The sequence below is a fragment of the Anatilimnocola aggregata genome, from assembly GCF_007747655.1.
Classification (GTDB): domain Bacteria; phylum Planctomycetota; class Planctomycetia; order Pirellulales; family Pirellulaceae; genus Anatilimnocola; species Anatilimnocola aggregata.
Map to the genome: position 1 here is coordinate 5,585,845 of NZ_CP036274.1, position 19,694 is coordinate 5,605,538.

General features: G+C 57.0%; 15 protein-coding genes. 5 read left to right on the top strand and 10 right to left on the bottom strand.

Features of this window, described 5'->3' with window-relative positions; all coding sequences use genetic code 11:
- Positions 1–17: 17 nt before the first annotated feature.
- The 6 genes from ETAA8_RS20855 to ETAA8_RS20880 form a co-directional block, all read right to left on the bottom strand.
- Complete coding sequence (locus tag ETAA8_RS20855; protein ID WP_145092794.1) at positions 18–698, bottom strand: PepSY-associated TM helix domain-containing protein; 681 nt, start codon at positions 696–698, stop codon at positions 18–20.
- Positions 695–2,191, bottom strand: coding sequence for a DUF2271 domain-containing protein (locus ETAA8_RS20860; RefSeq protein ID WP_145092797.1), 1,497 nt, complete (start codon positions 2,189–2,191; stop codon positions 695–697). The genes ETAA8_RS20855 and ETAA8_RS20860 overlap by 4 nt, the downstream gene beginning before the upstream one ends.
- Before the next feature lie 39 nt (positions 2,192–2,230).
- A complete protein-coding gene (locus ETAA8_RS20865) occupies positions 2,231–2,914 on the bottom strand; it encodes an EF-hand domain-containing protein (RefSeq protein WP_145092800.1) in 684 nt (227 codons plus the stop codon).
- Positions 2,915–2,964: 50 nt separating this feature from the next.
- The gene (locus ETAA8_RS20870) at positions 2,965–4,398 is read right to left on the bottom strand and encodes a DUF1501 domain-containing protein (protein ID WP_145092803.1); all 1,434 of its coding nucleotides are present in this window, start codon (positions 4,396–4,398) and stop codon (positions 2,965–2,967) included.
- Between the two features lie 64 nt (positions 4,399–4,462).
- The gene (locus tag ETAA8_RS20875) at positions 4,463–6,907 is read right to left on the bottom strand and encodes a PSD1 and planctomycete cytochrome C domain-containing protein (RefSeq protein WP_145092807.1); all 2,445 of its coding nucleotides are present in this window, start codon (positions 6,905–6,907) and stop codon (positions 4,463–4,465) included.
- Between the two features lie 69 nt (positions 6,908–6,976).
- On the bottom strand, positions 6,977–7,447 hold the full coding sequence (locus ETAA8_RS20880) for a hypothetical protein (protein ID WP_145092810.1): 471 nt from the start codon (positions 7,445–7,447) through the stop codon (positions 6,977–6,979).
- Between the two features lie 371 nt (positions 7,448–7,818).
- Between ETAA8_RS20880 and ETAA8_RS20885 the strand changes: the two genes are divergently transcribed.
- Together ETAA8_RS20885 and ETAA8_RS20890 are read left to right on the top strand one after the other, a co-directional pair.
- The gene (locus tag ETAA8_RS20885) at positions 7,819–8,376 is read left to right on the top strand and encodes a sigma-70 family RNA polymerase sigma factor (RefSeq protein WP_238397447.1); all 558 of its coding nucleotides are present in this window, start codon (positions 7,819–7,821) and stop codon (positions 8,374–8,376) included.
- On the top strand, positions 8,377–9,996 hold the full coding sequence (locus tag ETAA8_RS20890; RefSeq protein ID WP_145092813.1) for a FecR domain-containing protein: 1,620 nt from the start codon (positions 8,377–8,379) through the stop codon (positions 9,994–9,996).
- A gap of 439 nt (positions 9,997–10,435) precedes the next feature.
- Here ETAA8_RS20890 and ETAA8_RS20895 read toward each other — a convergent pair whose 3' ends face one another.
- The 4 genes from ETAA8_RS20895 to ETAA8_RS20910 all read right to left on the bottom strand — a co-directional run bounded on the left by ETAA8_RS20895 (position 10,436) and on the right by ETAA8_RS20910 (position 15,407).
- Positions 10,436–11,500, bottom strand: coding sequence for a non-reducing end alpha-L-arabinofuranosidase family hydrolase (locus ETAA8_RS20895; protein WP_145092816.1), 1,065 nt, complete (start codon positions 11,498–11,500; stop codon positions 10,436–10,438).
- Positions 11,501–11,538: 38 nt separating this feature from the next.
- On the bottom strand, positions 11,539–12,375 hold the full coding sequence (locus tag ETAA8_RS20900; RefSeq protein WP_145092819.1) for a linear amide C-N hydrolase: 837 nt from the start codon (positions 12,373–12,375) through the stop codon (positions 11,539–11,541).
- A gap of 450 nt (positions 12,376–12,825) precedes the next feature.
- A complete protein-coding gene (locus ETAA8_RS20905) occupies positions 12,826–13,485 on the bottom strand; it encodes a response regulator transcription factor (RefSeq protein WP_202921139.1) in 660 nt (219 codons plus the stop codon).
- Positions 13,482–15,407 carry a sensor histidine kinase gene (locus ETAA8_RS20910; protein WP_145092825.1) on the bottom strand — a complete coding sequence of 642 codons (1,926 nt, stop codon included), beginning with the start codon at positions 15,405–15,407 and terminating at the stop codon, positions 13,482–13,484. Before ETAA8_RS20910 ends, ETAA8_RS20905 begins: the two co-directional genes overlap by 4 nt.
- 269 nt (positions 15,408–15,676) lie before the next feature.
- Here ETAA8_RS20910 and ETAA8_RS20915 point away from each other — a divergent pair, with 269 nt between their 5' ends.
- The 3 genes from ETAA8_RS20915 (at position 15,677) to ETAA8_RS20925 (ending at position 19,668) form a co-directional block, all read left to right on the top strand.
- Positions 15,677–16,096, top strand: coding sequence for a response regulator (locus ETAA8_RS20915; RefSeq protein WP_145092828.1), 420 nt, complete (start codon positions 15,677–15,679; stop codon positions 16,094–16,096).
- Positions 16,097–16,459: 363 nt separating this feature from the next.
- The gene (locus tag ETAA8_RS20920) at positions 16,460–19,234 is read left to right on the top strand and encodes a cation-transporting P-type ATPase (protein WP_145092831.1); all 2,775 of its coding nucleotides are present in this window, start codon (positions 16,460–16,462) and stop codon (positions 19,232–19,234) included.
- Positions 19,231–19,668 (top strand): cytochrome c, encoded by a 438-nt coding sequence (locus ETAA8_RS20925; RefSeq protein ID WP_145092833.1) that lies wholly within the window; start codon positions 19,231–19,233, stop codon positions 19,666–19,668. Before ETAA8_RS20920 ends, ETAA8_RS20925 begins: the two co-directional genes overlap by 4 nt.
- Positions 19,669–19,694: the final 26 nt, after the last annotated feature.

The following is a 19,694-nucleotide window of genomic DNA, read 5'->3' on the forward strand; positions in this document are numbered from 1 at the left end:
TGTTCTGGTTCACCGACCTACTTCGGAACAAATATGAAATAGACGACCATTACCACTACGGCACCAACAAGTGCTGAGACCAAGCCAGCGTTGCGGTGTCGCTTAACGTAAAACATCAGTAGTAGCCCTGTCAGCGAAACCACTGTCATCAAGATCGCCGAGGCATCAATGATCCAACTCCAACCGTCACCACTATCGCGCCCCTTGTGCAGATCGTTAAGCCATGCAATCGTGCCGAGAGATGTTTCAACAAGGTCGTACTCTCCCGAATCGCGGTCGATAGAGACATCAGCCGAGTAAGCGGGCGCGCGAAATGTCACCGCGATCTGATCGCTATTGACTGTAAACTCTCCAACAGCACCGCGTACTCGATCAATACGTCTCAAGTGTTCGACGATCTCAAGTCGTGCAACAGATGTGGAATTCAATGAAGTAGCGGTGCTGTCGATTCCGCGCAGCCAATCGGGATTCAATTTTCCGGCGCATTCCCGCACAAACTCATCGTCACCGCCAAACCATGATGGGTGATTGAGTGTGATCCCTGTTATTCCGAAGAACAAAACGATGGTTAACGAGATCATTGAGACATAGATATGTAGCCAGCGCGTCCACTTCGCAATCAGTGAAGAGAAGCGATTCCGCCTTCCCGTAAATGTGTTCGCGACGGACGCGCGATCGTCGTAGGGCACGTTGCTCATGGCTGGTACTTAAACGCGGCCGATTTGATTTCCGCGTTTCCCCTGAGTGTCCCTTCCTGCTTCTTTGTACCCACCACAACGGTTGCACTTGCCAACTGGTAGGTACCATGTTCGCGAGCGGCCTCTATGTAGAGAGTGTACTTGCCCTGCTTTACGAGCTTGCCTTGATCGTCTTTGCCGTCCCAGACGGCCTTGTAACTCCCGGGCGCCCTGGTGGCGGCGGACACCGTCCCGATTAGTTTCTTGCCGTCCACCAATTGACGAACTTGATCCTGTTTGAACCATCGTTTCAGGTCCCGATGCCAGCGGGCCCCGCGGCCTTCCTGCAGCCAAAGAATCAGTGTTCTGACTGGAAGCCCGTCCGCGTCCTCAATCCACACGGCGACATACGGCCGTCGATATCGGTCTGTATCCGGTTTGTTTAATTCAAATGCAAAATTCAGCTTCGCTTCGCGGGGCCATTCGTCGGCTGCAGCCAGGAGGGTTGAAACTGGAAATTCGATCTGCTTTTCACTCGCGGGCTGTTTTTCATTGGCCGGCCACTGACGACTGCGATGCAGATTGCCCTTGGAATCTAGAATCAGACAACTATAACCCTCATGGGCATCACACCATTTCAGCGAGTCATCAACAGACATGACGCTCAGCGCTGTTGCCGCGGCATCCGCTGCAGCGGCTGTGTCAGCGATCACACTGACACTGGTCGAGTGATCGACGGGGCGGGCTGATCGCGGATCCAGGATGTGACTGTGTTGGCGGCCATCAATTTCAAAGAAACGCCGGTAGTTCCCGCTCGTCGCGACAGCTTTGTCGCGGAGTGCTAGGACAGCGATCGGCTTGGACTCATCCTCTGGTGAGCTAATTGAGACCTGCTGCGATTCTTTGCCGGCTATCCGCAAATCGCCACCGATGTTCACGACGACGCCAGTCACGCCACGCACTTTTGAGGCAGCAAGTGTCGCCTTGTCGATGATGAAGCCTTTTGCGATTGCGTCGAACGTTAATGTTGCTGCAGCCGAATCGAGAATCGCCGCTTGACGCGTCGAAGCGTCAAGTTTCCAGACTGCACGAGCGCATTGCAGCGCCGTCTCTTGAAGTTGGTTGTCGTCGGGAACTCTCCCCTCTTTACTTGCTGCTTTCCAAAGAACCGAGGCAGATCCAACTCGCGGATTGAACGCTCCGCCGGTTAGCCGCTCGAATTCATCGCAGCGAACGAGGAGTTCGAATAGTTCCGGTGAGACCTTTGTACCGAGTTCGCCAGCAATCCAACGGCGCATTTCACTGCCAGCATCATAGGTGCTAACAATTCGGGCAACGCGATCGACTTCGGCTAGAATTCGCCGCTCCACCTCGTTGGCAGTCGAACGCGAATCGGCGTGAATGCGCAACTCGGCCGAAGTGCCGAGCACATTCTCGTGATGAAATACAAACTCCTCGCCATTGGCAAGAGACGCGAACAGTGCAAGGAGCAAGGAAGCTAAGAGTTGTTTCAAGAGAACCTCCGATTAGATCAAAGGTAGAGGCGAACGAATTCATTCTTTGGCATCGCCATCTACCGGAGGCCGCTGCGGCGACGACGGTTGACGAAAACGGCCTCGCCCCGGCGCGCCAACCGCTGGATTCGCGGGAGCAAGTTCTTTCAGGGCCATCGCCTTCAATTCAGCGTTCGTCACCATCCCGTCACCGTTGGAGTCGGCACGTTCAATCAAATCCTGCATGCGTTCCGGGAGTTCGTCCTTCGTCAGTATTTGGTCATCGTTTTTGTCGAACGTCATCAGCTTTTCCACGGTCGCGGCGGCCTCCGCCTGAGGGTCTGCCTTGGTTCCTCCATGCCCATGACCACCACCGGCAGGCTGGCACTCAGCTTGCGAGAGTTTCCCATCGCCATCTTTGTCGAGCGCCTTCATCACAGCAGCGGCGGACCGCAGTTCGGCTTCCGAAAGTGTTCCATCCTTATTCTGATCAAGGGCGGCGAAGAGCGGGCTCGCTTGGCCCCCATGCCCATGACCACCTCGCATGGCACTTGGTCCGCTGGATGCTCCGCCTTGACCCATCGGCGCTCGGCCCGGGGCGCCGCGGCCCATCGGTGCTGCGGGGACAGGATTCGATTCGCTCGGAGACTGCAGCGACGGCCTGCGTCCCTGAGCATGCGTAGGCTTGGTGCAAGACAGAATCAGAAGCATTACGGCTGCGAAAGCAATTACAAGTCGCGACATATCAACTCCAAAATAAAGCGAAACGTGTTAAGGCAGTTATTGTGTGTGGTTTAGGCGATAATCGCTTTGGCTACGGAACCCGCCACTTCCGTGAGTCGCATCTCTCGGCCGCCGTAACGGTAGGTGAGTCGCTCGTGATCGAAACCAAGGAGGTGCAGAATCGTGGCGTGCCAGTCGTGAATGTGCATCTTGCCTGCGACGGCCTCATAGCCGTGATCGTCGGTCGCGCCATACGCGAACCCGCCTTTGACACCGCCGCCGGCCAGCCACGTCGTGTAGCCTTTGTGATTGTGGTCGCGGCCGTTTCCGTCGGGCGAGTAGGGAGTGCGGCCGAATTCACCACCCCAAATGATGAGCGTGTCTTTCAGCAAGTCCCGACGCTTCAAGTCGGCGATCATTCCGGCGATGGGCTTGTCCGTCTCGGCACAGTTATCGGCCAGCGCCGTTTGCAGGTTACTGTGCTGGTCCCAAGTGCCATGTCCCAGTTCGATGAAACGGACGCCGGCCTCCACGAAACGGCGAGCCAGCAAGCACTGGCGGCCGAAACCGTCTGTCGGATCCTCTTCGATGCCGTACATCGCGAGCGTTTCTTTCGTCTCTTTTGACAGATCCATCACTCCAGGCACTGCTTCCTGCATGCGGAAGCCGAGTTCGAAGTTTTCGATTGCTCCTTCAATGATGGGGTTGTGCTTGTCGCGTGACAGCTTGTCTCGGTTCACGGATGCGATCAGATCTAGCTGCGCACGCTGAACAGGCTTGGAAAGTTGTTTGTTGACCGCATTGTTAATGCCGTAGGGATTCACTTCGCCTCGCCGCAGTTGATCGATACGGCGGTTGCGAGCGCTGCTGTCGGCGACGGTGAATTTGGTCCCTTGATAGGCGGCCGGCAGAAAGGCACTGCCGTAATTCTGGGATCCCCCGTTGGCTGAGGTCGGATTGATCGAGATAAAACCGGGCAGGTTTTGATTTTCAGTACCCAATCCGTACAGCGACCAAGCTCCCATCGATGGCCGCACGAACTGAAAGTGCCCGGTGTGCATTTGCAAGTACGCTTGCGCATGTGCCGGCTGATCGCAGTGCATTCCCCGCAACAAGCACATCTCGTCCGCTTGCTTAGCCAGGTTCGGGAACAGCTCCGACATCCACAGACCGCTCTTGCCGTGCTGTTGAAACTTCCAATGCGACGCGCACCAAGGAGTCCCGTAGTGCGACGGCTTTCCGTGATCTTGCTGAAGCCGCGGTTTGTAGTCGAACGTGTCAACGTGCGATGGCCCGCCGCGCATGCAGAGGAAGATCACGTGCTTCGCCTTCGGTTCAAAGTGCGGCGCGCGGGGAGCCAATAGCGAGCCTTTCCTTTCCTCAGCAGCATGCGCAGACGCCAAGCCGGCGAACGCCAGGAAGCCGAAACCTGCCGAGAGGGACTTGAGCGCGTGTCGCCGCGAAACGGCCGAGATCTGGTTTGAGCAAAACAGTTTTCGTTTCATGGTTGGTCCGTGGAGCGGGGAATGCTACTTGTGATGGTTCGCAAGCTGAAAGCTTTCGCCACGATCAATCAATCGAACAGAACTCCGTGGTGCAGATTAACGCCTGACAATAGGCTGTTAACTTCTGCTGCGTGCTTAAACGGGCGCTACCAACGTCGTCCAGGAACGAGTTGGCAAGCTGCTTTTCTTCCTCGCGTGGCTTGCGGCCCAAGGCGAGCAGATACGCATATTCGATCTGTTCGCTTGGCGGGCGTTTGGCGATGCGCTGGGAGAGCCCTTCCGCCTGGCGCTGCACGAAGGGGTTGTTCATCAAGTAGAGCGATTGCAGCGGGCTGGACGTCTGCTCGCGCGAGCCCGCCACAAGGCTTGCGTCTGGCGCGTCGAACAACTCGAGCACTTCGGGCAACACCCCGCGAACCCGCGGCAGGTAGACGGATCGGCGGTGCGAATCGATCGCGCGAATCACAGGCTCGAAGACGTTTTGACCGACGTTACCTTCGCCCACGTCGCGAAGCAAAGTGCCCGGCTGCCGCTTCAAATCGAGATTGCCGCCGACGACCAACATGGCGTCGCGAACCGCCTCGCCCTCCAGGCGTCGCTGGTGCATTCGCCAGAGATATTGATTGTCGGGATCGACGGCAAAGTTGTCCTCGTCGAACGAGGTCGAAAGTTGCCAGGTCCGCGAGAGGGCGATTTCGCGAATCAGCTTTTTCGTTGACCAGCCATTCTGTATGAAGCGAATTGCCAGGTAATCAAGCAGTTCCGGGTGCGTGGGTCTGTCACCGGTCGAGCCGAAATCGTCAACCGTCCGCACGAGGCCACGGCCGAACATCCAATGCCATACCCGATTGGACATGACGCGGGCAGTGAGCGGATTCTGATGCGACGCGATCCAATTCGCCAATTCTAATCGTCCGCTTCCCTTGCTCACTGTGGGCAAAGAGTGCTTTCCACGCGGACTCAGCACTTGCAGCACACCACGTGGGACGCTTTGCGCTGGCTTGTCAAGTTCGCCGCGCACTAGCAACCGAGTCGCCAAAGGGAGGTCGCGATCCTGCGTCCCCATCGCAAACACGCGAGGCTGTCCGCGATTTGAGTAAGCTTGCAGTGCCGCTTCAGTCTCATCACGATCTGACCGATATTTACGGAGCAGTCCCCGAAAGACATTTTCGCCGGCGCGGATCTTCTTCATTGCATCTGCGATTACCTGGGCGGCATCATCACGTTTTTTGACAAGCGCTGCGTATTCCTCCGCGTTGAGTTCCGGAGTTCCCGCCGGTGGCCCCAGGCCAGTCAAATCGAGCAGGGTTGTGGCTTGTCGTGCCTGCGCTTTCAGCAGACCGTAATGCGTTTCGGTCGAGCGGAAGATTCCCGCCAGCGCGTAATAATCGGACTGTGGAATCGGATCGAACTTGTGATCGTGGCATCGTGCGCAAGCCACGCTCGTCGCCAGGAACGCCCGCGTCGTGGCGTCGATCTGCTCATCTACTAAATCCGCGAAGAATTTCTGTTGATCCTCTTCGCCAACAAGCTTTGTGCCCACCGCGAGGAAGCCGGTGGCGATCACGTTATCGGCCCACTCCTGATCGTTAGCGATCGGCAGCAGGTCGCCGGCTATCTGTTCGCGGATGAATTGGTCGTATGGTTTGTCGCTGCTGAAAGCGTCGATCACCCAGTCTCGATACCGCCAGGCGTGCTGAAACACGTTGTTCTGATCGCCGCCGGTCGACTCGGCAAAGCGGGCCACGTCCATCCAGTGCCGCCCCCAGCGCTCGCCGTACTGCGGCGATTCGAGCTGTTGATCGACGAGTTCGGCAAGAGCGTCGCGCCTTGCCATTTCGGACGGTTGCGTTTCGATCCTTTTCGTCCAGTCTTCGATTTCTTCGGGCGTAGGCGGCAGGCCGGTGAGCACGAAGTACAGACGGCGAACAAGCAATCTTAGCGGCGCGTCATCAACCGGCTTCAGCTTGTGTTCGTCGAGCTTCGCAATAGTAAACTGGTCGATCGGCGTCCGTACCCAGGACGAATTGGAGCTGCTCGGCGGCTCGGGTCGAACCAGGGGGCGGTACGCCCAATATTCACGCCCCTTTTCGACGTCAATGACCGTTTTCACGGCGGGGTTGATTTCAGTGACGCGCGGGTCGGGCGCTCCCATCAGAATCCACTTACGAAAGTCAGCGATCACTTCGTCAGGCAGTTTTCCTTTGGGAGGCATTTGGAAATCACCATCGTGAGTGATCGCCTTAAACAACAAGCTCTTTTCCAACGAACGCGCGACAACCGCCGGCCCCGTGTCACCGCCAGCCAGCAGAGCATCGCGTGAGTCGACTTTCAGGCTACCCCGCGACTTGCCAGACTTTGTCGAATGGCATTCGTAACAATGAGCTACCAATGCGGGACGGATCTTTGCTTCAAAGAATTCGGTCTTTGCGCGATCGGTCTCCTGCGCACGCACGAGCGTCGGAAAAAGCAAGCAGAATGCGATGAGTATCGAGAACTTATGTTGCATGGTTTTCACCTCGTGGCGCAAACGTTCAGAATGCGAATTGCTTAAAGCAGACAGCAATGCTCGCTTCTGTTATTTCTTCTTTACCGGAGGGCGTTTCGGGCGGACTGCAATGACCGTCTGACCGCTCGCATTCGTCTGTGACTGGTTGATGTCAATCTGCGGCGTAATGACGTTGATCTCGGTGATACGGCTACTTTCCGTTACGATGCGGGCGGAAAGGGGCCCTTTCATTTCTCGGAAAATGCCGTGTTGCAAGCCGCCGGCCAACTCACCGCCGACACGAAACTCGGATGTCCGTCGCTCGCGCATCGCTGTTGTTATCTTCGCATCGGCTGGAACAGTGAGAACCGTGGTTTGGTTTGCCGCCGCGCCAGCGCCACGCCCAGCCATCGCCGCTCCCCCGCCTCGACGACCTGTTCCGCCGACATCCTTGACGACCACAATTTGATTGCCGCGCACTTGCTGGATGGTCAAGAACGTCTCTTCGGCCCAGGTGGCTCCGGGCAGGAGCAGCAGAGCGATACACAGGATGGAACGCATTTCAAATTGCCTCTGGTGGACAGGGACGATTCGCTTCAGGGCTTGACACCAGGTTTACTTACGGCGATTGCCGGATTGCCCGAAGATTTCCGTGAAATTCTTCGCGACACGTCCGTTTCGGAGGTGCGTCGCGGTTTTCTGCGGGAATCGCGAAGAATCCGATTTTTTGCCGTCTAATTTGCTGCTGAGCGTAAGAGAATGAATTGGGAAGCGGTAAACCCGGTATTCGAGGGAGTTCCGAGAGCCCGTTCGGTGACTAATGCAGAGAAGAGTCTCTGCGGGACGATAGCCGACCATCAGAATGCCAAGGCCGTCGCGCCGAAAGAAGTAGTCACGGATCGAGTCGAGAACCTCGCGGATAACATATAGGCATGCCAGACTCTCCCAACAATCGCGAATCAACGGCAAGCGACAACGCCAGCGATCTGTTTGTCGCTCAGCTCATGGAGCATCGACACCGCATCTACTCCTTCATCGCCAAGCAACTTGTTAATCCGGCCGACGCAGAGGACGTGTTTCAGAAGACGAGTATCGTGCTCTGGAAAAAGATGCAGGATTTCGACGCCGAGGGTAGTTTCTTCCACTGGGCGTGCGGCATCGCTTTCAACGAAGTGCGAAACTTTTTGACTGTGCAGCGCCGCAGCCGGCTGCACTTTGACGTGGAATTGGTCGAATTACTGGCCGAAGAAGCCAAATGCGAAGGTGAGCTAAGTGAGTCGCGGTTGTCGGCACTTCGCCATTGCATGGAAAATCTTGCGGCGCGGCAGCAGGAGATTCTTCGCCGCAGTTATATGGGAACGTCAACCATTACTGAGGTCGCAGAGGAACTCGGTCGCGAACGTGGGGCACTCTATAAACAACTCGCGAGACTGAAAGAGAAGCTGATTGACTGTATCCGTGTTCGGCTTGCCCAAGAGGGGGTCGGATAGATGAACGAAACAGAACTTCGAAAACTGATTGACCTTTGTGTTACCGGCGACATCACGCCGGAGCAGCACGAGCTCTTGCAGGTGGAACTGAAATCGAATCCCCAAGCTCGCGCCGCTTTCCGCGAGCAGCTCGACGTGGAAGCTGCGCTGCGCACCTGGGCGGCGGAGGACGAGAGTGCAGGCACCGTAACTAAGCGCCAGCATAGTGCTGCGAGCCGAAGTCTTTTGGCGCGAGTCATGCTCGCCATTGCGGCATCGGTCGCATTTATCGCTGTCGGCTGGTGGATGTGGGGACTTCGTGATGGCAATCAACCGCAGCCGATCGTCGAAGTGCCCGGCGATGCCGGTGTCAATCGCGTGGTTTATGTTGGAACCATCGGGGCACAGCACGATTGCGTCTGGCAAGACGATTCGACCGTGATTACTGGCGGCAGGTTTTCGTCGCGGAAGTTATCGCTTAACTCCGGTGTTGCGGAATTGAAGTTCGATTCCGGCACGAACGTGATTTTGGAAGGCCCGTGTGAATTTGAAATCCTTGACGTTGGCACCGCCAAGTTGTTGGCAGGAAACGTTGTCGTGCATGTCACCGAACTGTCGGATGGCTTTGTGCTCAGCACTCCCGAGGCAACCATCATCGATGAGGGAACGGAATACGCAGTATCGTTGGGTGACGAGTCCACGGAGGTTCACGTCTTCGATGGGGCCATCTTGTGGGAGCCCATATCTAACGATGATGCGACTGCGACTGAGCGAATTGAATCCGGTGAATCCCGACGTTATTCAAGATCGCAGCCCGGTCGCGGCGCAGGGATTCCTATTGGACAAAGGCTCTTTGTGCGGCAAATCGAAGCCGAGGTGCGCAATGAAGCCGGGCAGGCATTGCTCGCTTACGACGGGTTTGAAAACCTTGCCGGCCGCATCCAGCGAGATCGCAGCGGCTTCGGTTGGTCCGGCGGTTGGCAATCAGGCCGCCGCGGGCGCGGACAGCTCGGCGAGATCATTAACACCCCCAGCGACACCGTCTTCGGAATCGAGCGATCCGGGCGAAGGCTGTTGCGACTTTCCGCGGGGGAGGCGATTGTTCGCGATTTCGAGAAGCCGTTGCCACTGGACACGGGAAATGCCTATTACGTTAGCTTTCTTTTGAGGCGTTCGGCCGTCAATGAGTTGTCAGAAAGCGCAGCCAATGAATTCTTCGAATTGGCGTTGATCAACGACGGTGAGCGAACTGGTCATCGATCCCGAAAGTGGTTCACGTTTGGAATCACGTCAGCTCGGCAGCCGTTTATCAAGAGTGTTGGCACAATCGCGTCTGCTGCGCGCGTGATCGATGTTGATGAGCACTACTTTTGTATTGGCAAGATACTTGTGACTCACGATCAAGTGACAACGTCGTTTCGAATCTACGACTCATCCGAATCGCTCGACACTCACGAGCCACCGGCGTGGACAGTCGTAGGTAGCACGGGACCATGCGACTTTCGCCTAGCTGGAGTCCGGATCGGCACGGCTCAAGATGCCAAATACGACATCGACGAGTTAAAGATCGGAACGACATGGATGTCAGTAGTCGCAACTCCTTCTGATGGCAAAAAGCCGTCTGAGAATGGAATTGATTAAAAAAGCAGGAATCCCGTGAAGTTGACCACAGGCTGAGCAGGACGCTGTTCGCAAGCAACCCCAGGGCCAAGCGGCGTAAGACAACGAGACAGCAGAGACTTTGGACGAGATTTGCAGAGCGAGATGCGTCGCACTTTATTGGCCGAGATTGGCGGGGCTTGTGCTCGAAGTCTTTGATGCGACGGCCACATTGGCCGCCGCATGGTCTGATATTCGACACTCTTTTCACCTGCCTTCCACCTACAACCCGTTATGTGACTGGGTGCGAGCGATTATCAAAAGACCGAAGGCCTAAGTGAACGGCATAATTCGTTGCAGGCACGTGAATTACGGAACCACGTAGCGAGTTTACATCGTTCGTTCCGTAGCCTCTCAGCGTCATTTAATGATTTCCAGACTACCGGCGTTATTCCATGCCGTTTCAAGTGTTCGAAAAGAGCTATTGCCCCCTGCGTTGAAGAATGCCGAGACAGTCAATTGTGGCAGCCGTCTCGGAATCCTGTAGCTTGGCTTTGGCGTGGAACACAAACATCGCTGGTTCGGTTTCCAGCCTCATTCGTTCATCGCTTTCGTGACGTAACGGCTCGCCGTGAATGATTTCGCGATTCCATCGTGGGTCTGCAATGATGCAATTGCCGAATCCGACGTAGGGGATGTCCTTCTTGTCCTTTTCGGGTGTCCAAGGTCCGTCAAGTTTCTCCGCGATGTAACTCACCTGAAGCTGCTTGTGCTTTTTCGATTCCGGATCTTGAGCACTTGACGTGATCGTGGCGAAAAAGCGGGGACCCTTATCTGAGTCTTGCCGATATGTGTGGCTCGCAAGGCCGATATTGCCTTTCAGCGCCAACACCGGCGTCGACCAGCCCTGCGGAAAGCCTGCGGTCTTCGTTTCCGTCCGCCACAGCCGGCCGCCCGATGTGCCAAAAAGGTGAACCTTCTCGCTTTCGAAGATGACGTAAAAGTCCATCCACCCCGCAGCTCTCTTGTTTTCCTCGAGTGGCAGCGCGACTTGCATCGGTATGGGCTTCGACCAGCCGGCAGGGTCGCCCACCGTGTCGTTGACTGACAGCACTGGAGTGAACCACATTTTCCCGTCACCGTCCTTGTACGACTGCTGGCCGACCATGTGCCACTTCTTGCTTGCGCGGTGGTAGTAGACCTGCGGCACGCCCAGCCCAGCGGCGGAGGTCTTCCGACCGCGGATGACCGCGCCGTCGGGCTTGAAGTCGTCCAGCGGATAGTACATCACGCCGCCCGGGCCACCCGCGAACACGTGCCACTGGCCGCCGTGCTTGACTGCGCACGGGTCGAGCAGCGTCGCGGGTGCATCGGAGTCGGACTTCGCCAGCCGGAATAGCGGCGGCGACATCGTCCACTCGGGTTCCGCGTCTTCGGCCCCGGCCGCAACGGAAATCGCGAGGAGAAGCAGCACCGAAATGCCCGTGGTGCGGTTTCGGCACATAAGAAGGACTCCAGGCTGGTTGTGGCCGCCGTACCAAGCCATAGGGCTTTAACATTTCCACGACAGGATCGACTGGAGTTTTAACGCTTGTTCATGCCGAATACGAACGGCTTCGCCTTCTCCAGTTTGTCAGTCACGTCGCCACTGAGTTTGAGAATCTCTTTCTCGACCTTCAATTCCGTTTCGGGCAGACCTTTGCTGAAGTCGAGCTTGGTAATGTCGATCCAGACCACGTTGGGCGCGTACGTGCTCTCGAAGTAGTAGCGGCCGCCGGTCAGATCCTGCACGGTCCGGAAAATAGTGCTGGAGACGTTCGGCTTCTTGGGGTCAGGTTTGCCGAAGGGAACCGACACATTCCTGATGACGCTGAACGTATAGGCCGCCCCTTCGTCGCGGTTGGCGGGCTTCGGCAGGTTTTCGGCGTAGTATGCCGCCCGCACGAAACGGTCCGTCGGTGTCCGCTCGCCGGGCAGCGGCTTGTCCCCGCCGAAGGTGCGGTACTGTTTCAGGTTCTCGATCTGCTTGTCGTAGGTCGGCTCGTTGGTCATCACGGTGAACCGCTTGTCGTGGTACACCTTGGCCTTGCCGTCGATGTACTCGATCACCGCCGAGTCGCCCGACGTGTCGGCAATCGACATGTGAATCAACGTCGGGAAACCGTTCGGCAGCACCAGCGTTTCGATCTGGAACGGGATGGTCTTCGCCGCTTCGACGGCCTTGGCCACGGTCGCGTAGTTGTCCAGGTAGTACTGAGCCCACTGCATCACGCCGATCCCTTCCACCTTGGGATCGCGTTTGCCGTAGTCACACACGCCGGCGAGGTAAAGGACGTGGGCGCATAGCCCCTTCTCATTGACTCCCTCGTGGTGCCGATGTTGTAGCCGGTGACGACCAGGCTGCCGTACTTCGAAGTCCACTTGTGCGGGTTCTCGGCCACCGCGCCGGTTCGCTCAATCCCCCGCGGGTAGACGCGGAAGGCAGAGCCGGCCTTCTCCGTCCAGTCCTGGGTCCGCCCGACGAACACCTGTCCGTCCGCCGCGACCCAAAGGACGCGGGAGCACGGTAGGGCGGGAGAGGCAGTCAACAGACCGATCAGCAAAACAGACATGGGGACCATGAATTGAGGCACATCGATTCCTCAAAATTTGAGATTGTCAGCCGAACTTGTCTTCAGGCTGCATCGTTGCAGCCTTACTCGCAGAGAGCCGATCTGCGTAAACCCAATTTTAGCAATTTCCTACTTTTGTTTCGACGGGATATCCCACACGATAGGCCGTTTCAGCCTATCGCTCAGCAGTCCACTACGAGCCGACCATTAGGCTCATACGTAGGCCTGCGACTCGTGGAATGCACCGGGTCAGAAATGCTCAACCGTTCTCCAGCAACCATTGGACGGCGGCCCGAGATAGCTCGGCGGCAGTGTTGACGGCGAGTTTGCGTTTGATGTTTTCACGGTGCGTGTCGATTGTGTGCGTGCTGAGGAACAGCCGGTTAGCTATCGCGCTGGTGGTCAGGCCTTCGCCGATCATACGGAAGATTTCGAGTTCGCGGTCGGTGAGGTGTTCGATGGGCGTTTTGGTCACGTCGGACGCGCCCAACGCTTGGTTGATGAGCCGACGACTGATCTCCGGGCTGAGGAAGCGTTCACCGGCGAGTACGGTGCGGATGGCTTCAATCATCTTTTCATTGGATTCTTGTTTATTGAGATATCCCAGTGCGCCAGCTCGGAAGGCGCGCTCGGCGTAAAGTGACTCCTGAAAGCCTGAGACGACCAGCATTTTGACGGCGGGATCGAGCGACCTGATGCGTTTAATCAGCTCGATGCCGTGGCCGCTCTTCAGAGAGATATCCACCAAGACTAGGTCGGGGCCGGTTTGCTTTACAAATGCGAGTGCCTGATCTTCGGAGTCCGCTTCGCCGCACACCTCCAGATCTGAATGGAGGGAAATGCGCAACGACAGCCCATCTCGGACGGAAGGGTGGTCATCGACGATTAAGATTCTGGCAGGCGAAAGGCGTTTAGTCACTGAATCACCCTGGGGAAAAGCGAAACACATCTTACCAGCGTTCCCCCTGACTCGCGGCGTTCGATATGCAACGTGCCGCCAATCATTCCAGCGCGGTATTGCATGGTTCGCAGTCCCATGCCTCGGTCTTTGCGAACGGTGGCGACGCGGCTGTCAACGGCGTCGATGCCAACGCCGTTGTCACTAACTTCCAAGACAATCTGGTCGTCGTTTTGCCGCAGCGAAATGCAAATCTCGTCAGCCTGGCTGTGACGGAGGGCATTGTTCACCGCTTCCTGGGCGATGCGGTACAAGTGTGTCGCCGTCGTATTGTTCGCGGCCATAACCGGCAGAGGACACTCGAAACGGCAACTGACAGTTGGCGGTGTATTGGTCGATGCAGCAAGCTCATCCAGTGCCGAGCGCAACGCCTCCGCGTCGATCTGCACGGGCATGATGCCATGGGAGAGCTGATGAATGTCGCGATTTGTCTCGGAGAGTTTCCGATTGAGCTTGTTGGCGATGTCGCAAATCCGGACGAAGCCGGCTTCATCGAGTTGCCGCACTACATGGCCTTCAGTTTCCTTCGCCGGCACGGCTGCAATGAGCTTCAGTAGCGATCCGGCAATTAATGAAAGAGCGGTGAGTTCCTGTCCCGTTCCGTCGTGCAGTTCTCGGCCGATGCGGCGTTGTTCCTCGGCGGCACTTTCCAGAACATGTGCCTGCAATTCCTTGCGTTCCGAGATGTCGCGGATGATCCCGGTGAAGTATCCCGAGTGGTCGACTTGGGTTACCGACAGGTCGATCGGAAACGTCGAGCCATCTTTGCGACGTGCGACGAGTTCGCGAGGAATGTTGAGAATTCTCGCCTCACCCGTTTCGAGATAATGCCGGAGATAGCCGTCGTGCTCCTCTCGGAACGGAGATGGCATCAATATCTTAACGTTCTGACCGATCATCTCGACATTCGAGTAGCCGAACATCTTCTCGGCAGCCCGGTTGGCGGTCTCGATCCGGCCCTGGCTGTCTATCGTAATGATCGCGTCAAACGCGGAATTCCAGATGGCTTCGAGATGTTCGTGCTTCTCACGCAAAGCCTGCGTGCGGTGCGATACGACTTCTTCCAGCTCTGCATTACGGCGTTGCATCCGCGTCGTGGCCAGTTTGGAGACTGTATCGTCGAAAACATATCCCTTGATTCGCAGGAGTTCGCCCTGAGCGTTGAACGTTCCCAGTACGGTTTCGATGACATGGCGGATCGTTCCGTCACTGTGTCGGCTGGTCCTTTCGTATCGCTCTAAGGCTTTATTGTCCAAGAGGAGTTGGATAAAGCGTGGCCACGACAGGGGGGCGACATAGAGGTTCGCCAGGCTGCTCCCAACAGCTTCTTCCCGACTGTTAAAGCCGAAAATCTCCACGAAGGCCTGGTTGCAAAGCAAAATCGTTCCATCCGGCGCGGCGAGATAATCTCCTGTGAAGTCATCCTCGAATAACAGCCTAAAACGCTCTTCGCTCTCCCGAAGTGATTCAGCAGCCTGTTTGCCTGAGGTGATGTCGCGGAGAAGGCTGTCGTAGGCAATCACCTGGCCTTGAGCATCCCGGTAAGGAACGACCGTTTTCAGGATCCAGCGGAGTTGGCCGTCCTTTCGCCGGATGCGGTATTCGACCGCAGACGCCTGTTGATCCGAAAGAACTTGCGCCGTTTGCCGCTCGACGACGGAACGGTCATCCTCCAAAACAATTTCAAACCACAGTAAGGGATTGGCGATATATTCTTCCGGCTTGTATCCGGTGATGGCCTCGCAGTTCGGTCCGTGGATCTTCTCCACGACCCGCCCACCCTCGATCCGAACGTGGTACTGGTAATCGGCTACCGCAGCACGCAGGCAGCGGTAGCGACACTCCGCTTCGGCAGGTTCTTGTTTCGGTGGTTGTTTTTCCATTACGTCCCGACGTCCACACTGGTCACATTGCGGCTAATCGCTTTGCTCTGGCAGCTAACGCTTGCCCACTACCATTCTAGCGATGCCTTCGCCTACAGGCATGGCGGAATCCGCCATACGCGAATGGCTTGCGCTTCGATTTCTGGCGGCCGGCTTGCGCCGGATAATCCTGACCGCTGGCTTGGTCAAATCAGGTGCCGCCCGCATAGAAATGGCTGAACGACCGTACGGAACGCGGCCGAAAAGCCGTTACGAAAAAGGAGCGTGGTATGAGAGTGTTAATTGCTGACGGTGACGAGGTGTTTCTGGAAGTCGCCCAGCACTACTTGTCGGATAGCGGGCACGAAGTGAACATCGCCACGAACGGGCTTGATACTGTCGCCGACTTGCGACGCGAACTGCCCGATGTCGTCGTGCTCGATCGAGAACTGCTCTGGGGGGGCAGTGACGGTGTCCGGGCTCTCATGCAACAAGTTCCCAGGTGGTCGGAAATTCCTTTGATACTGACTTCGACTGACGTCCTTCCGGAAGTATCTGGCTCCGTCGCAGGCCCGCCGGTCGCAGCGAGACTTCGAAAGCCGTATCGCCTTAAAGACTTACTGGTCCATTTGCATGAGTGCAGTCTGATTGGCACACCAAGTCCGTTGTCAGTCGCTGTCCAAAGAGGATGCCATAATGGTACGCGATGATCGCCCCGATGTTCCCACAGACTCCCAGCCGGTCCGCGCGACGTGCCCACTTCGGCAGGTGCCCGTCCAAATTGGGGCACAGCAGATCTGTCAGATCTGCGCCCGTCCAGTGTGCGGGCTCGCACACGCGTGCGGTTTGGCGAGCACAGTTCATGAAAGCACATCCTTTTGAAACGCACTGTTCCCGGTGTTTTCGGCGCACCAGTTGGTGGCATTCACTTTGCTTACTCCACGTGCGATTGGCGCATCTCTCGCAGCGGTGTTAGTACGCCCAAATAGGCAAGCCCGTGTGATTGTCGTGGAGCCTTCGCTCCCATAAGTCGCAGACGACTGAATACAAAAACCAGGAGGGAAGGCTACGCAGTGGACGTACTCATCGGAGAGAATTTGCATCAGCTTCCCGCGGACGAAGTCCTGCAGCTATTGGGAACGGACGCCGAAAAGGGGCTCGACATACTAGAGCTTCAGACGCGTCAGGCCCGCTTCGGGCCCAACCTGATTCCCGCCGCGAGAGGTCTCGGACCGTGGATGCGGTTCTTGCTGCAATTCCACACACCTTTGGTGTACATCCTGCTCGCGGCGGCGGCTATCACGGCATTTTTGCATGAGTGGGTCGATTCGGGAGTAATCTTTGCCGTCGTCCTCGTGAACGCTGTCATTGGTTTTCTACAGGAGTCCAGCGCCGCGAAAGCGCTGGCGGCGCTGACCCAGACGACGTTGACGGAAGCCAGCGTCTTGCGGGCTGGTGAGATGCGGCGAATCTCCTCCACCGAGTTAGTGCCCGGTGACATCGTCTTTTTGCAGTCCGGCGACAAGGTGCCCGCGGACCTGCGACTATTCCACTGCCGCGACCTGCAAGTCGATGAATCGGCTCTGACCGGTGAATCTGTCCCTGTGAACAAACAAGTGGACGTAATGGCTGCTAATGCTTCGCTCGAGGAACGCCGCAATCTCGCCTATACATCCACTCTCGTGACCTACGGGCAGGCGCGGGGAGTGGTCTTCGCAACGGGCGCGAGTACAGAGGTGGGACACATCTCGAAGTTGATTTCCACTGCCGACGTTCTAGAGACGCCGCTGACTCTCAAGATTGCGAAGTTCAGCCGTCTGCTTTTGGTAGTGATATTGGGACTGGCATGCGTGACGTTTCTAGTGGGTTGTTTACGCGGGCAACCGGCGTTCGAGATGTTCATGGCGGCAGTGGCGCTGGCGGTCGGAGCGATTCCAGAGGGGCTGCCGGCGGCAGTCACGATCACGTTGTCGATTGGTGTCGCGCGGATGGCTCGTCGGAGAGCCATTATTCGTAAGTTGCCCGCCGTCGAGACGCTGGGAAGCACCACGATCGTTTGTTCGGACAAGACTGGCACGCTCACGGTTAATCAAATGACCGTGAGCGAAATCCTGGCGGGAGATTCGCGGTATGAAGTCTCCGGCACCGGCTATGGTCCCCTTGGCGAGATTAAGAACTTGAGCGAGCCAGGCGTCGCCTTGGCCGACAACTTCGCCGCACGGGAATGCTTACTGGCGGGCCTATTGTGCAACGATTCAGCGCTGGCCGAGAAGGCGGGGCGCTGGGAAGTTCAGGGTGATCCCACGGAAGGCGCATTGATTGCTTCGGCAGCCAAGGGCGGCCTGAACCAAAAGGAATCGTCTGCACATTTTCCGCGGATCGACGTGATCCCATTCGAAAGTCAGCATCAGTACATGGCGTCGCTCCATGAGGGAAAGTCCCCAGTGGGGCGAAAGCTGTATGTCAAAGGTGCAGCGGAGGTGGTTCTGTCGAAGTCCGTGGCGATGCTCGATGCGAGTGGTCGCAAGGTTCCGCTGGACTCTGCCGCAGTGCATCGGCAGCTTGAAAGCCTGGCCGTGAAAGGGCTGCGGGTGTTGGTATTGGCCTCTGCCGAGTTGCCCGGCGATGTGACGTCCGTCACCCATGCCGACGTGAACCAGCTAACGTTCTTGGGGCTGCAGGGGATGATCGACCCGCCGCGGCCAGAAGCGATCAGCGCGGTGCGGGCCTGCCAGTCAGCCGGAATTCACGTCAAGATGATCACGGGCGACCACGCGCTGACCGCCCAGGCCATTGCCCGACAGATTGGACTGAATGGCGGGGGGGGCACAGCTAGGCCCGAAGGCCCGCTGGTACTGACCGGCCGCGAACTGGCGGAACGATCGGATGCCCAACTGATCGACATTGCGGCTCAGGTGGCGGTATTTGCGCGCGTGACTCCCGAACAAAAACTGCGGCTAGTCCGCGCTCTCCAGGCGGGTGGCCATATCGCGGCAATGACTGGGGACGGCGTGAATGATGCCCCGGCACTTAAACAGGCCGACATCGGTGTGGCGATGGGGGTCAGTGGCACCGAAGTCGCCAAGGAAGCGGCCGACATGGTCCTGACCGACGATAACTTTGCGACCATTGAGGCGGCTGTCGAGGAAGGACGCGGAGTATTCGACAATCTGACCAAGTTCATCGTTTGGACGCTGCCTACAAACATGGGCGAAGGCTTGGTGATCCTGGCCGCGATCTTCGCCGGCACCACCCTGCCGATCCTGCCAGTGCAGATTCTGTGGATCAATATGTCCACGGGGTTATTCCTGGGATTGATGCTGGCCTTCGAACCAAAGGAACCCGACATCATGACGCGGCCTCCGCGCGATCCCAAGACGCCAATCCTAACTGGCGTTCTGATCGGTCGCATCTTGCTCGTTTCGCTGGTCATACTCGTGGGAGCGTTTGGATCGTTTGAGTGGGCGCTGGGCAAAGGGAGCGGCGACGCACACGCCCGAACCGTGGCGGTGAACGTGATCGTCATGGTGGAGCTGTTTTATCTGTTCAATTGCCGGTCGCTGACGAAATCGATGTTTCAACTGGGGGTGTTCTCGAATCTCTGGATCTGGGTCGGCGTGGGGAGCATGGTGGCGTTGCAGTTACTGTTCACCTACGCCCCTTTCATGAACTGGTTCTTCCATAGCGCACCTATTGGTTGGGACGCTTGGTGGCGAATTCTGCTGACCGCCGTGGTGGCCCATTTGATTGTGGGGATGGAGAAGTGGATTCGGCGGAAATGGACAGATCGGGCGTCTGTTGGCGTAATTGTGTTTACAGAAAATAAAGCCAGGGGACTAGAACGATGATTTCCCAAGGCAATGTCCGACTACTTGCCGCTGTATCAGGTGCATTGCTGGCGATTGTGGCAATTCTCTCGTCGGTTTTCTGGTTATGGCGAACCGTCGCCGAGATTGACCGAAAGCCGCCCCAAGGCGGACTAAAGGAACAGTTGATGCATCGCAAAACGAGCGCAATGCAAGACATTCTGGATGGAATGATCCGGGGCGACTTACGTCGCGTGGAAACGGCTGCGGATCAGATGACGGCCTATGGTAACACAATCAAAGGGTACCTTTCGACTGCCGAATATCAAAAGCACGGTGAGAGTTTCCGCGGGGCGGTGGATGACTTGAGAACCGCAGCCCGCGAGAAGGATATGGACACAGCCAAAGAGGCCGCTCTTCGTTTGGAGAGAAGTTGCCTTGAATGCCACGTTCTGATGAATCAGCGAGTTCAATGATCTCGATTAACAAATCACTGCCTGCA